Genomic DNA, 12705 nt, shown 5'->3' with positions numbered 1-12705 from the left:
CGTCCTAATCAAATTTCGTCGTGCTCAAGATCGAGTTATGTTAGAGTGAGCAAATCATTTATGTCTCAGAATATGAATGATTTTGGTGGTCAGACGCAACAGCGCTGAAGCAAATTTTGGAAAATTAGAGCATTACAATGCCTGCATATCAATTTACTGCCATTGATGCTTCAGGGAAGCAGCAAAAAGGCGTGTTAGAAGGCGATTCCGCGCGTCAAATTCGTCAACAGTTAAGAGACAAAGCACTCATTCCTGTGACGGTCGATCCTGTGGAGCAAAAAGATAAGCATCGCTCAGAACGATGGTTGCAGAAAAAAGTCACTGCTTATGATTTGGCCTTATTTACCCGCCAACTTTCAGTTTTGGTTGCCGCCGCAATTCCTTTAGAAGAAGCTCTACGTGCTGTCGGTAAGCAAAGTGAAAAAGCACATGTGCAAAACTTGTTGATGTCGGTACGCTCAAAGGTCATGGAAGGGCATTCACTTGCCAATGCCTTACAGCAAGCAGGGCGTTTACCTGATTTATATATTGCCACGATTGCTGCGGGTGAGCGTTCAGGGCATCTGGATTTAATTCTAGATCAATTATCAGACTACACCGAAAACCGTTTTGCCATGCAAAAGAAAGTGCAGGGCGCGATGATTTATCCAATTATTTTGATGCTAATGTCCTTTGCCATTGTGATGGGGCTGATGACCTACGTGGTGCCGGACATTGTAAAGACTTTTGATCAAAGTAAAGATGCACTGCCTTGGATTACCGTAGCCCTCATGAAAGCCAGTGATTTTATTCGGGTAGCATGGCCATTTTTGCTTGTCGCAGGTGTGGTGGGTTTTATTGCGTTAGTTCGATTTTTAAGAACTTCGGCTGGGCATTATGCTTTTGATCGTTTAACACTCAAACTGCCATTATTTGGTAAATTATCACGAGGTATAAATGCTGCACGTTTTGCCAGTACCTTATCGATTTTGACCAAGTCTGGCGTACCGTTGGTGGATGCACTCAAAATAGGTGCAGCAGTGAGTAATAATTGGGTGATTCGCGATTCTGTTAATTTAGCGGCAGAAAAAGTGACGGAAGGTGGCAACCTTGCAACGCAATTGGAGCGCAGTGGTTATTTTCCACCGATGATGGTACAAATGATCAAAAGTGGCGAAGCCTCGGGTGAGCTGGATCGCATGCTCGAGCGTGCATCAACCATGCAAGATCGTGAAGTCACCACCTTAATTTCAACTTTACTGGCACTGCTTGAACCCTTAATGTTGGTGGTGATGGCGAGTATTGTTTTGGTGATTGTAATCGCGGTGATGTTGCCGATTGTTAATATGAATAATATGATTTAACCCATTTTATAAAGATAAAGATTTTTGCGAGAGAGTTATATGCAAGCTAAAAAATATCAAGCGAAGCAATCAGGTTTTACCCTCATTGAAGTGATGGTGGTGATTGTAATTTTAGGGGTGTTGGCTGCACTGATCGTCCCGAATGTGATGGGACGTGGTGAGAAAGCCAAAGTAGATACCTCTGCAATTACTTTAAAAGGTGTTGCGGGTGCTTTAGACCAATACAAGCTTGATAATGGTAAGTATCCTTCGATGCAAGATGGTGGTTTGGATGCTTTAGTAAATCAACCTGCTTCTGCAAAAAACTGGATGCAAGGTGGTTATGTGAAAGGTGGCTATCCGAAAGATAGTTGGGATAATGATATTCAATATGTGATTCCAGGTGCCGAAGGTCGTGCATTTGATTTGTATTCTTTTGGCGCGGATGGTAAAGAAGGCGGTGAAGGCACAGATACCGATATTTATTATCAGCCTTAACTGAGAATCATTGTTTTTTGAGTTTATGGAATATATCACTTCACTTGATTTAACTATTCAATACTAAGTGAAGTGATAATAAATCTTAATACGTAGATATATATTAAGATGTTGAATTTTATTAAAATAATATAATAACAAGTGTTTGAGAGTTATAATAAGAATGATTTCCATATTTGATGGTTACAATAATGATTCAATGTGTAGATAAATAGCCTTTTTATTTATGAAAAAGCTTGCATAATGTTTGAAATGGCAACGATTTTGCCTATGGAGGATAGAATGAAAGCATTAATGATATCGGATGAAATTAGCCAATTTCATTGGGCGATGCTCAAGTCTGTTCTGCTAATTTTGAGTTTGCTTCCCATGAGTCAAGGCATTTTAACCTTATGGAATGCGACAGAAGGCAGTAGTCAAATTATGGTTGGCTTTTTTGCAATTAGTTTATTCAGCGCATTATTGGTATTGTGCTTCTGGTCTGCATTGAAAGCGACTGTATTAAGATTAAAACAACAACAGATTTCAGCTTTAGAGCATCGTGTGATCAAAATTTATTGTTATATCCCGATGCTGTTTTTAGCAGCGATGATGTCTTATTTAGTGACCCAGTTATAAAATGAATTGCATAAAAACCGAGGCATTGACCTCGGTTTTTGTATTTTTAAAAGCCCCTCTCTTTTAATAAGGGTGGTTGGGAGGGATTGGTATCATATTATTGGATTGTGGAAATATTTAATCCCCCTAAAATCCCCCTTTTGCAAAGAGGGACTTTTTTCTCCCTTTAGGATGAGGAATGTATTCCGCAAGGGGGTAAGGGGTAGTTTTAAAGACCTCTCCCTAACCCTCTCCTAAGAGGAGAGGGTACAAAACCTTAACGCCGTGATTTAAACGAAACATCCACCTGACGTGGACGATAAATCCAACCTAAAATCAACAATAACAATGAAAAAGCCAGAACTGGCCAATCACTGAGGCGCATATACAAGGTTTCACCTTGCATGGCTGGCAGTTCACCGCGAAGAACCGCTACTTGATCTGTTGGCGCTTGTTTTACAATATGTCCGTTATGATCGATAAATGCCGTGACACCCGTATTGGTGGCGCGAATAAACCAACGACCATTTTCTTTGGCACGCATTTGCACCATTTGTAAATGTTGCCAAGGCCCCGCTGTGCCTGTAAACCATGCATCATTGGAGACGGTCACCAAGAAATCACTTTGACGGGCATTACGACGCGTCAGGCTTGGATACGCCACTTCATAACAAATAGCTGCACCTAAGTGATGGTTTTTTACATCCAATGGTTTTTGGTCACGTGCACCACGAGAAAAACCGCTCATTGATGGATCATTTTGCAATGCAGGCAATACCCAACTGAGCCAGCCAGATAAAGGAATATATTCACCAAAGGGCACTAAGCGCTGCTTTTTATACAAACCTGTAGATTCATCGCCTAAAGCCATGATGCTGTTGTAATACATGGGATGCTGTTCAATTTGAGATTCTTTGAGATCCCAATAAGGAATACCCGTGACCCAAGCTGTGCCTGATTTTTCTGCTTGAACTTTCATTGCATCTAGGAAAGGTTCAATATCGGTTTGGAACAGCGGAATGGAAGATTCAGGCCAAACGATGAGATCGCGTCCCCATTCAGTCCGACTTAAATTGGCATAGATCATCAAGGTTTTGACTTGATATTCGGTCAGCCATTTTAGATCTTGAGGAATATTACCTTGAATTAAAGAGACAGAAAGTGCTTTTCCATCTTTTTCTTCAACAAATTTTAGATAGGAAGCGCCCCAAGCACCCAAGAGTAATAGTGCTGAGGGAATGATCCAAAATAGCCGTTTATTGAGGATTTCAACCAAGGCGCAGGCCAAAATAATCACCACAAACGAGACGCCAAAGATCCCGAATAACGGTGCATAGTGATCTAAAAAGCGTTCAGTAAAGGCATAACCGGCAAATAACCATGGAAAACCAGTAAATACCCAAGTTTTCGCCCACTCAAAAAACACCCAAAGCGGTGCAAAGGTAAGCGGTGTTTCAGGAAAGAAGCGGCGGTATAGAAATGTCTGTAAGGCGGTAAATAAGCCCATCAGCAAGGCCATGAACGCAATCATCAGCACACTTAAAAAAGCACTGGTATCACCATAAACATGGATAGAGGTATAGAGCCAAAATGCCCCGACAAACCATAAACCAAAGCCATAAGCCCAACCAATGCCAAAGGCTTGTCGAGCAGAACGTTTACGTAACGAAGCATAGAGTAAAGCGGGTGACAGTAGTGCTAGCCACCAGTAATAATAAGGTGCCAGTGCAAAACTGAACATGGCACCTGAAAATAATGAAATTAAAAAGGGGTAAATAAACGGGAGCTGCTTTTGTTGTTGGGATGAATTGAACAGCTTATTAAAGTAAGTTCTCATTTACGGACAGCTCGAATCAGATGAATAGTACGGGCATCTGCTTCTATAATGGTAAATTGCCAATTCTCAAGTTCAATAATTTGACCTTGTAAATCGCTGACCAAACCCATTTCTTGAAGCAATAAACCGCCGACAGTTTCTACCTCATCATCGGAAAAATCAGCATCTAAAACATTGTTAAAGTGTTCAATTGGTGTAAGTGCTTGAACTAACCATGTATTCGCGGTTTGAGGATCATTATCAGGAATGATGAATTGTGCTTCTTCATCGACCATATCATGTTCATCTTCAATTTCACCGACAATTTCTTCTAAAATATCTTCTAAGGTGACCAATCCAGACGTTGTGCCATATTCATCAATCACCACAGCAATATGGGTCTGGGTATTTTTTAACATCCGCAGAACTTGGTCAGATCGCGCACTTTCAGGCACAAAGATAGGTTGGCGCATCAAGGCACGAATATCGACTTTATTGCTCGGTTCGGTCAAATAGGGCAGTAAATCCTTTGCCAATAAAATACCGACTACATTATCGGGTTGATCGGATGAAAATACTGGAAAACGAGAATGTGCCGACTCTACAAGGGTATGTAAAATATCCAGTAACTGATCATCTTCTTGTAAGCTGATCATTGAAGTTCGTGGGGTCATAACCTCACGAATTTTTGTTGCAGGAAGGTCAAGTACGCCTTCAAGCATTGCAACAGTATCGGGTTCTAAAAAACGACGTGAATCTTGTACTAATTTTAGCAGTTCGTCGCGAGTTTCGGGTGCAGTGCTTAGCCATTTGCGTAAGCCACGCATGCCCCACGACGGGCCTGATTCCTCGTGCATGATCTTTCCTAAAGACTCTTAATATCTAAAAAAACGAATTTTATCATACCCGAGAAAATCTAGATGTCTATCTCTAAAATTGCTGTATTGCATGAATGTATAGGTCATTTTGCATGCTTATCTTGAACTGTATTTTTAAGCGAATGACGGTATTTAAGTTTATGTTAAAATAGCGAGGATTTTTATTACAGAGTTTACCGATGTCTGAACCGCTTGCTATACCAACTATTCAGCTGAATACACGAGGGCTACGTTGTCCTGAGCCTGTAATGATGTTGCATCAAGCGATTCGTAAATCTAAAGCGGGTGATGTGGTGGAAGTGTTTGCCACCGATAATTCAACTTCATGGGATATTCCAAAATTCTGTATGCATTTAGGCCATGAATTATTATTACAAGAAGAAGTGTTAGATGAAGCGGGCAACAAAGAGTTTCATTATTTGGTCAAGAAAGGCTAATTCAGAATATTGTGTTCTTCATTTTAAGATGACATAAAAAATCCCCTCGAAAGAGTAATGCCAGTCAGTTAAGGGTTTTAGAAATAAAGTCCTTAGTTTTTAGTTATTCATGACGGAGTCTTATATTTTTTAAGTCAAATACTTGGAGCTCATCTATTACTTTGGATAAGCCCAAATGAGAAGCAGAGCTTCGCAAGAAAGGCATCTTGCGGCGCAGTGCGCCTCACCGCAAAACTCGCCAAATCCCTTTTATTGATTAATAAATCGCAGAAACCGTACTTTTTTAAAATAGTTTTGCCTCGAACAGTTGCGGATGACGTTTCCGCGTGTCGAATAACATCATGAATTTAAAAAATAAAATGCCAGTCAAGTTCTGAACTGACTGGCATTACCTCGAAAGGGGATTTTTTATTGAATATTACATATTCGGGTATGAGAGGCACTGCCTCGCAAGGATTACCCTACATATTAGGGTAATTAGGACCACCGCCACCCTCAGGCGTGACCCAAGTGATGTTTTGCGATGGATCTTTAATATCACAGGTCTTACAGTGGACACAGTTGGCTGCATTAATTTGGAAGCGTTTAGAACCGTCGTTTTCTTCCATAATTTCATACACACCAGCAGGGCAGTAACGCTGAGCAGGCTCATCCCATTTTGGCAAGTTGACATTGACTGGAATAGAAGCATCGGTCAGTTTCAAATGTGCAGGCTGATTCTCTTCATGTACGGTATTGGATACAAATACAGAAGACAAACGGTCAAAGGTCAGTTTGTTATCAGGTTTTGGATAGTTTGGTTTGAATGTAGATGCATCTACCGTTTTCAATGCGCTGAAATCAGGCACTAAGTCATGCAATGTAAATGGCACTTTAAAGATGTTTTGATCGATAAAGTTAAATGCGCCACCAATCCATTGACCAAACTTGTGAAATGCAGGACCAAAGTTACGTGAGTTATGTAACTCTTCTTTCAGCCAGCTGTTATTGAACTTGTCGGTATAAGCCGTTAACTCTTTAGCAAAGAAGTCTTCACCTTCAGTGACACGGGCAATGGCAAGATCACCACCTTTTTCTACACCGGCAGCAATCGCTTCAAATACTGCTTCCGCGCAAAGCATGCCAGATTTCATCGCAGTGTGAGAACCTTTGATTTTAGCAAAGTTCAAGAAACCTGCATCATCACCAATAAGCGAGCCACCTGGGAAGGTGAACTTTGGTAAGGCATTAATTCCGCCTTTGGTAATGGCACGTGCACCGTAAGAAATACGTTTCCCACCTTCAAAATATTGCTTGATCAGTGGATGGGTTTTCCAGCGTTGCATTTCTGCAAATGGATACATGTTTGGATTGGTGTATGACAAGTCAACGATCAAGCCTAAAGTCACTTGGTTATTTTCCGCGTGGTATAACCACCAACCACCTGAAGAACCTGTTTCATTTAACGGCCAACCGGCACCATGCATCACCAAACCTGGCTTGTGTTTCGCAGGGTCGATTTCCCACAATTCTTTAATCCCGATACCGTAGTGCTGCGGATCAGCATCTTTATCCAAATCAAACTTAGCGATCAGGCGCTTGCCTAAGTGACCACGGCAACCTTCAGCAAAAATTGTATATTTCGCGTGTAGTTCATAACCTGGCGTAAAGTTGTGCGTCGGTTCGCCATCTTTACCAATGCCCATGTCACCCGTTTGAATGCCTTTGACTGTACCATCTGCATGATAAAGGATTTCAGACGCAGCAAAACCTGGGAAGATGGATACTTCAAGTTCTTCCGCTTTAGTACCTAACCAACGAACCACGTTACCCAGCGAGATGACATAGTTGCCATCATTATGCATGCTTTTTGGCACCATCCAATGTGGCGCTTCTTGTGATTTTTCATCAGACAATAAGAAATACGTTTTGTCTTCAGTCACTGGAACATTTAAAGGTGCACCTTCTTCCTTCCAGTTCGGGAACAACTCATTCATGGCACGAGGTTCAAGAACTGCACCCGATAAAATGTGCGCACCAACTTCAGAGCCCTTTTCCACGACACAAACGGATAAATCTGGAAGGTTGTTTTCAATTGCAAGTTGACGAATTTTGATTGCTGCAGAAAGACCAGCAGGTCCTGCACCAACGATGACTACGTCAAACTCCATCGCTTCACGTTCGATGTGTTCCATGTAGGACTCCTCATAGTATTTGAAGGTGGCAACCGTAGTTATTTCACTCGGTGCTGCCATGAGTGTTCTTAATGCCCAGACACAATTTTATTATCGTGTCTATTATATTGTGGGCTAGTATAGTTTTAAACCTTGATCTAGCCAATTGGCTGAATCATCTTATTTTTCCGTCAGCAGGGGTATTTAGTTATGTTGAATCCAAATAATTCACCAAATCCGACGAAAGAAGTAGCTATTGCTGATGATAAAAATTTAATGGGTATTGCACAATACTTAAAAGATGCACAGACCGGTCACAAAAGGTCAATACCCCCATTAGACCAATTTAACCCAAAGCATTGTGGCACAATGGATTTAAAGGTAAAAGCCAATGGAGAATGGTGGCACGAAGGTCAATTGATCAAACGTCAAGCCTTGATTGACTTGTTCTCAACTGTACTTTGGAAAGAAGAGGGTAAGTTCTACCTAAAAACTCCAGTCGAACAAATTGAAATACAGGTAGAAGATGAACCTTTATTGGTGAATCAGGTCGATCAAGTGGCAATAGATGGGAAAAATTACCTTCAACTGACCACCACCAATCAAGATATTGTCATAGTAGATGAAGCACATGCTATTTTTATGCGGGATTATTCTGCCGATGATGGGCAGGTCGAACACCGTCCTTATGTACATGTGCGTTTTGGTATTAACGCTTTAATTCAACGCTCTGCTTTTTTTCATTTAATTGAAATGGGGCAGCTCCTTGAAAATGCGCAAGGTGATACCATCTTAAGCCTACAAAGTGGTGATTTTTACTTGCAATTAGGCACATGAGGTTTAAGCTTTGTTCTCCCCCTCTTTTTTGAACTGCTGAAAGTGAAGCTATGACAGCCATTCATCCTATTTCTCCTTTAATAGACCCAATGCCTAAGGCGCAACCGAATGCACCGATTGGGATTTTTGACTCTGGAATAGGTGGGTTGTCGGTGGCACAGGAAATCGCTCGATATTTACCGAAAGAACGAATTCTCTATTATGCAGATACTGCCCATGTGCCTTATGGGCCACGTGATGATCAGGATATTCGTGAATTGACTGCTCAAGCGATTGAATGGTTATATCGGCAAGGTTGTAAAGTCGCGGTAGTGGCATGCAATACGGCATCTGCCTTTAGCCTTGATTATTTACGTGATCATTATGGTGAAGACTTCCCGATTATTGGCTTGGTGCCTGCTTTAAAACCAGCGGTATTGCACACCAAATCAAAAACGGTGGCTGTACTGGCAACGCCAGCGACATTTCGCGGCAAATTGATTCAAGAAGTCATGCAGCGTTTCGCACTTCCTGCTCAGGTCAATGTCATTCCTGTGATCTGTCTTGATTTAGTGCCCTTTGTGGAAAGTGGTACACAAATGAGTGTGGAATGCTTAGCTGTCTTAAAAGAAATATTACAACCTGTAGTGGAGCAAGGTGCTGATTATTTAGTCTTGGGTTGTACCCATTATCCCTTCTTAAAACCTGCAATTGAGTCTATTTTTGGTCAGAAACTGACATTAATTGACTCTGGTGTACCAGTTGCGCGACAAACAGCCCAAATTTTGATTAAAAATGAGTTATTATTTGAACAAGATCAAAATGATGGTTTGCGTATTGAATGTCATGTCAGTGGCAATAACGCAGAAAGTTTAAAAACTGTGTTGCAATACCTAATTCAAGATGATTTAACTTGGGATATTCGTAATATTACTGTTGAATAAGCGGTGAAACGCGACTAGTCTCTTGAAATATAGTATAAAAAATAACTTTTAGATTAGGGTCATCGGATTACAGCACAACTGCTAAGCATGGCTAAAGTTGAAGGTGTAATGTGCAATTGGAAGAGGATAACCAAATGCTCGATAAGCGTTATCAGGTTTTTATTTCTACTTCTGGCAGCGAAATGCAGCCAGAGCGTATTGTTTTAGCTCAAACTTTAGTGGGTATGGGGTTCTTTTCGTGGGGCTTGGAACAAAGGACACCTTTAAGTACTGCATTTGCACGTCGTCAAATTGACGATTGTGACTATGTGGTGATTCTTTTGGGCAGCCAATATGGCGAGCAATCAGTGTCTGGTGTTGGCTACATGCATTTAGAATATATCTATGCGGTGACCAAACAGAAACCTATTATTATATTTATGCATGAAGACCCATTATCTCGGGATTCGTCTTTGCATGATCAAAAGCCAGAACTATGTGATAAGTTTTTAGAGTTCCGTAAATTATTACAACAAGAAGCGGATCAAATTTTTACCTATCGCAGCATACGTGATTTAGAAATGGCAGTACGTTTTAATATGCCGCAGATGTTAGAACGCTATCCTGTTTCAGGCTGGGTGAGACCGCAGAACACCCAATTATTGCATGATGAAATTGATCAACTGAAAGTAAAAATTGAGCAACTTGAAACTGAAGTAGGTAAGCGTGAGGTCGATCCATTTTTAACTTTGCAAAAAGTTTCGATGCATGAAGTATTTGCTTTTGAATATCGTATGCATGCTTATCAGGACGGTAATTTTAAAGAACTGAAAATTCAAAAGAAACTGACTTGGGCACAGTTACTGAGTATTTTAGGCACCATGTTTACCAACCCAACACCAGAAGAATATTTTTCTAAATGTATGAATGAATATTTAAATGATTCTGGTTTGGCAGATGCACGGCTAGAAATGCCTCGTGCACATGCGGTTGCACGATCACAAATCAATATTCGGGCATTGCACAGCATTAAAATGCAAATGCGCCAAAATGACTGGATTATTCAATCTGGACGAGATGACCGTCAACGTATGTTGTGGCAGTTAACGCCGAAGGGACAGAAATTGCTGGAAAGTAATTTACTGGATAATAATCGTGCTTTTCAATTTAATTCGTCCTATTAATTGATATGGAGAAGGTGTAGAAAACTGTTAAAATAAACCCAGTTTATTCATGTTGGAAAAGGGTTTGATGTTTTCTGCACCTAAAGCGAAAGTCACCATTATTTTGGCTAATTTGGGTACGCCAGACGAACCCACTGCTGTTGCAGTCCGCCGTTTTCTGAAGCAATTTTTATCCGATCAGCGTGTGATAGAAATTCCAAAACCAATTTGGCAAATCATTTTAAGACTCTTTGTTTTACCCTTTCGTCCAAAACGTGTTGCACATGCCTATGCAGTGGTCTGGGGGCAAGATTCACCCATGCGTGAAATTGTCTTGCAACAAGTGCAAGCGGTTCAACAGCAATTGACTCAAGATTATCCGCAATTTGAATTAAATGTAGTGCCTGCCATGAGCTATGGCAATCCGGGGATTCAAGATTTACTGCAAAACTTAAGTGCAAATGTGCAAGATCACATTATTCTATTGCCTTTGTTCCCTCAATATTCAGCCACATCTACCGCACCACTTTATGATGCGATTGCGAAATGGATACTAACTCAGCGTAATTTGCCGGGTCTATCGATGATTCGTGATTATTATCAGCATCCTTTATATATTCAGGCATTGGCGCAAAGTGTGCGTAATTATCGAGCAGAGCATGGCAGTGCGGAAAAATTATTGATGTCATTTCATGGTATTCCACAGCCTTATGCCGATAAGGGCGATCCCTATGCTGATCGTTGTCATATCACAGCACAATTATTGGCTCAGGCTTTGAATTTAGCAGAGAATCAGTGGGCGATTAGCTTCCAATCACGTTTTGGTAAACAGGAATGGGTTAAACCTTATACCGATGTCATATTGCAGCAATGGGCAGAGCAAGGCGTGAAGTCGGTACAGATTATGAGTCCTGCTTTTTCAGCAGATTGTTTAGAAACGCTGGAAGAATTGGCGATTCAAAACGCAGACTTGTTTAAGTCAGCAGGTGGTCAAGACTACGCTTATATTCCAGCTTTAAATGTCGATGCAGATCATTTGGCATTGCTCACAACTTTGCTTCAAGCTAATCTTGATGCATTAACGCAGACATTAGCGCACTAATCTTATCGAGGTTTCACCATTATGTTGCAAGTCAAAATTGTTCCTGTCACGGCATTTCAACAAAACTGTTCAATTGTCTGGGATGCCGAGACTAAAGAAGCAATTTTGATTGATGCTGGTGGCGAAGCTGAGAAGTTAAAAGCTGAAATCGATGCTTTAGGTTTAACGGTAAAAGCCTTATGGCTCACGCATGGACATTTAGACCATGCAGGAGCAGTCGGTACATTAAGCAAAGTCTGGGATGTTCCTGTGATTGGGCCGCATAAAGAAGATGCTTTTTGGCTCGATATGATCCAAGAAGTATCTGCTAAGTATGGTTTTCCTATTCCAGAAAAAGTGCAGGTGAATCAGTGGTTAGAAGGCGGGGAAGTTTTAAAGTTGGGTGATGAAGAATTTGAAGTTCGCTTTGCACCAGGACATACCCCAGGTCATGTGATGTTTTATAACAAAAATTATGCTCTGCTTTGGACGGGTGACGTACTGTTTAAAGGTTCAATTGGTCGTACAGATTTTCCGCGTGGTAATCACCAACAACTGATTGATTCGATTAAACGTGAGTGTTTTAGCTTACCTGACGAAACGCAATTTATTTCAGGTCATGGGCCAATCAGTACCATTGGTTTTGAAAAGCAACATAATCCGTTTGTTGTAGGTAAAGCGGGTTAATTCGCAGAATGATGGTAAAAAGGTCTGTATATACAGACCTTTTTTATCGCTATTTATTTAAATTATTAGAATTGATCTTCTTCACGACCACCATCGGCTTGTGGTGCATCTTGAGTTGGAAGTTTATATTCATCATTTGCCCACGCGCCTAAGTCAATCATTTTACAGCGCTCTGAACAAAAAGGACGGAACTCATTGCCTTCCCAAGTTGAAGGTTTGCCACAACGTGGGCAAGGGAAAGTGCGAGTCATGTGATTCTCCAGATAAAAATGATGATTCGATTAGGCAAATACAGTCGCTCTTGCTAGACTTGAGCCGATTTTTGTTAGTTTGA

General features: G+C 41.0%; 13 protein-coding genes. 9 read left to right on the top strand and 4 right to left on the bottom strand.

What is annotated here, in order from left to right:
- Positions 1 to 137 precede the first annotated feature (137 nt).
- The 3 genes from gspF to B9T25_RS04510 all read left to right on the top strand — a co-directional run bounded on the left by gspF (position 138) and on the right by B9T25_RS04510 (position 2438).
- A complete protein-coding gene (gene gspF / locus B9T25_RS04520; RefSeq protein ID WP_086187281.1) occupies positions 138 to 1343 on the top strand; it encodes a type II secretion system inner membrane protein GspF in 1206 nt (401 codons plus the stop codon).
- 39 nt (positions 1344 to 1382) lie between these two features.
- Positions 1383 to 1820 carry a type II secretion system major pseudopilin GspG gene (gspG, locus tag B9T25_RS04515; RefSeq protein WP_004649983.1) on the top strand — a complete coding sequence of 146 codons (438 nt, stop codon included), beginning with the start codon at positions 1383 to 1385 and terminating at the stop codon, positions 1818 to 1820.
- A 282-nt stretch (positions 1821 to 2102) separates the two neighbouring features.
- On the top strand, positions 2103 to 2438 hold the full coding sequence (locus B9T25_RS04510) for a hypothetical protein (RefSeq protein ID WP_086187280.1): 336 nt from the start codon (positions 2103 to 2105) through the stop codon (positions 2436 to 2438).
- Between the two features lie 256 nt (positions 2439 to 2694).
- On the opposite strand, the gene lnt is transcribed toward B9T25_RS04510, so the two are convergent.
- Positions 2695 to 4254, bottom strand: a complete 1560-nt coding sequence (lnt, locus tag B9T25_RS04505; protein WP_086187279.1) for an apolipoprotein N-acyltransferase — start codon at positions 4252 to 4254, stop codon at positions 2695 to 2697.
- Complete coding sequence (locus tag B9T25_RS04500) at positions 4251 to 5090, bottom strand: HlyC/CorC family transporter (RefSeq protein ID WP_086187278.1); 840 nt, start codon at positions 5088 to 5090, stop codon at positions 4251 to 4253. Before B9T25_RS04500 ends, lnt begins: the two co-directional genes overlap by 4 nt.
- A gap of 200 nt (positions 5091 to 5290) precedes the next feature.
- Here B9T25_RS04500 and tusA point away from each other — a divergent pair, with 200 nt between their 5' ends.
- Positions 5291 to 5548 carry a sulfurtransferase TusA gene (gene tusA / locus B9T25_RS04495; RefSeq protein WP_086187277.1) on the top strand — a complete coding sequence of 86 codons (258 nt, stop codon included), beginning with the start codon at positions 5291 to 5293 and terminating at the stop codon, positions 5546 to 5548.
- Between the two features lie 461 nt (positions 5549 to 6009).
- Here tusA and B9T25_RS04490 read toward each other — a convergent pair whose 3' ends face one another.
- The gene (locus B9T25_RS04490) at positions 6010 to 7722 is read right to left on the bottom strand and encodes an electron transfer flavoprotein-ubiquinone oxidoreductase (protein ID WP_086187276.1); all 1713 of its coding nucleotides are present in this window, start codon (positions 7720 to 7722) and stop codon (positions 6010 to 6012) included.
- A 189-nt stretch (positions 7723 to 7911) separates the two neighbouring features.
- Here B9T25_RS04490 and B9T25_RS04485 point away from each other — a divergent pair, with 189 nt between their 5' ends.
- From B9T25_RS04485 to B9T25_RS04465, 5 genes are all read left to right on the top strand, one after another.
- Positions 7912 to 8538 carry a DUF1285 domain-containing protein gene (locus B9T25_RS04485; protein ID WP_086187275.1) on the top strand — a complete coding sequence of 209 codons (627 nt, stop codon included), beginning with the start codon at positions 7912 to 7914 and terminating at the stop codon, positions 8536 to 8538.
- Between the two features lie 50 nt (positions 8539 to 8588).
- Positions 8589 to 9461: a glutamate racemase gene (gene murI, locus B9T25_RS04480; RefSeq protein WP_086187274.1), complete on the top strand. Its 873-nt coding sequence runs from the start codon at positions 8589 to 8591 to the stop codon at positions 9459 to 9461.
- Between the two features lie 134 nt (positions 9462 to 9595).
- Positions 9596 to 10624 (top strand): DUF4062 domain-containing protein, encoded by a 1029-nt coding sequence (locus tag B9T25_RS04475; RefSeq protein WP_086187273.1) that lies wholly within the window; start codon positions 9596 to 9598, stop codon positions 10622 to 10624.
- Between the two features lie 67 nt (positions 10625 to 10691).
- On the top strand, positions 10692 to 11705 hold the full coding sequence (gene hemH / locus B9T25_RS04470) for a ferrochelatase (protein ID WP_086187398.1): 1014 nt from the start codon (positions 10692 to 10694) through the stop codon (positions 11703 to 11705).
- Positions 11706 to 11726: 21 nt separating this feature from the next.
- On the top strand, positions 11727 to 12371 hold the full coding sequence (locus tag B9T25_RS04465; protein ID WP_086187272.1) for an MBL fold metallo-hydrolase: 645 nt from the start codon (positions 11727 to 11729) through the stop codon (positions 12369 to 12371).
- A 65-nt stretch (positions 12372 to 12436) separates the two neighbouring features.
- Here the strand turns inward: B9T25_RS04465 and B9T25_RS04460 are convergent, their stop codons facing one another.
- Entirely contained in the window at positions 12437 to 12622 is a 186-nt protein-coding gene (locus B9T25_RS04460) for a DNA gyrase inhibitor YacG (RefSeq protein ID WP_086187271.1), read from the bottom strand.
- Positions 12623 to 12705: the final 83 nt, after the last annotated feature.

This window comes from Acinetobacter sp. ANC 4470, assembly GCF_002135335.1.
GTDB lineage: Bacteria > Pseudomonadota > Gammaproteobacteria > Pseudomonadales > Moraxellaceae > Acinetobacter.
Note: the sequence above shows the minus strand (reverse complement) of the source record. Positions and strands in the feature narration are given on the sequence as shown.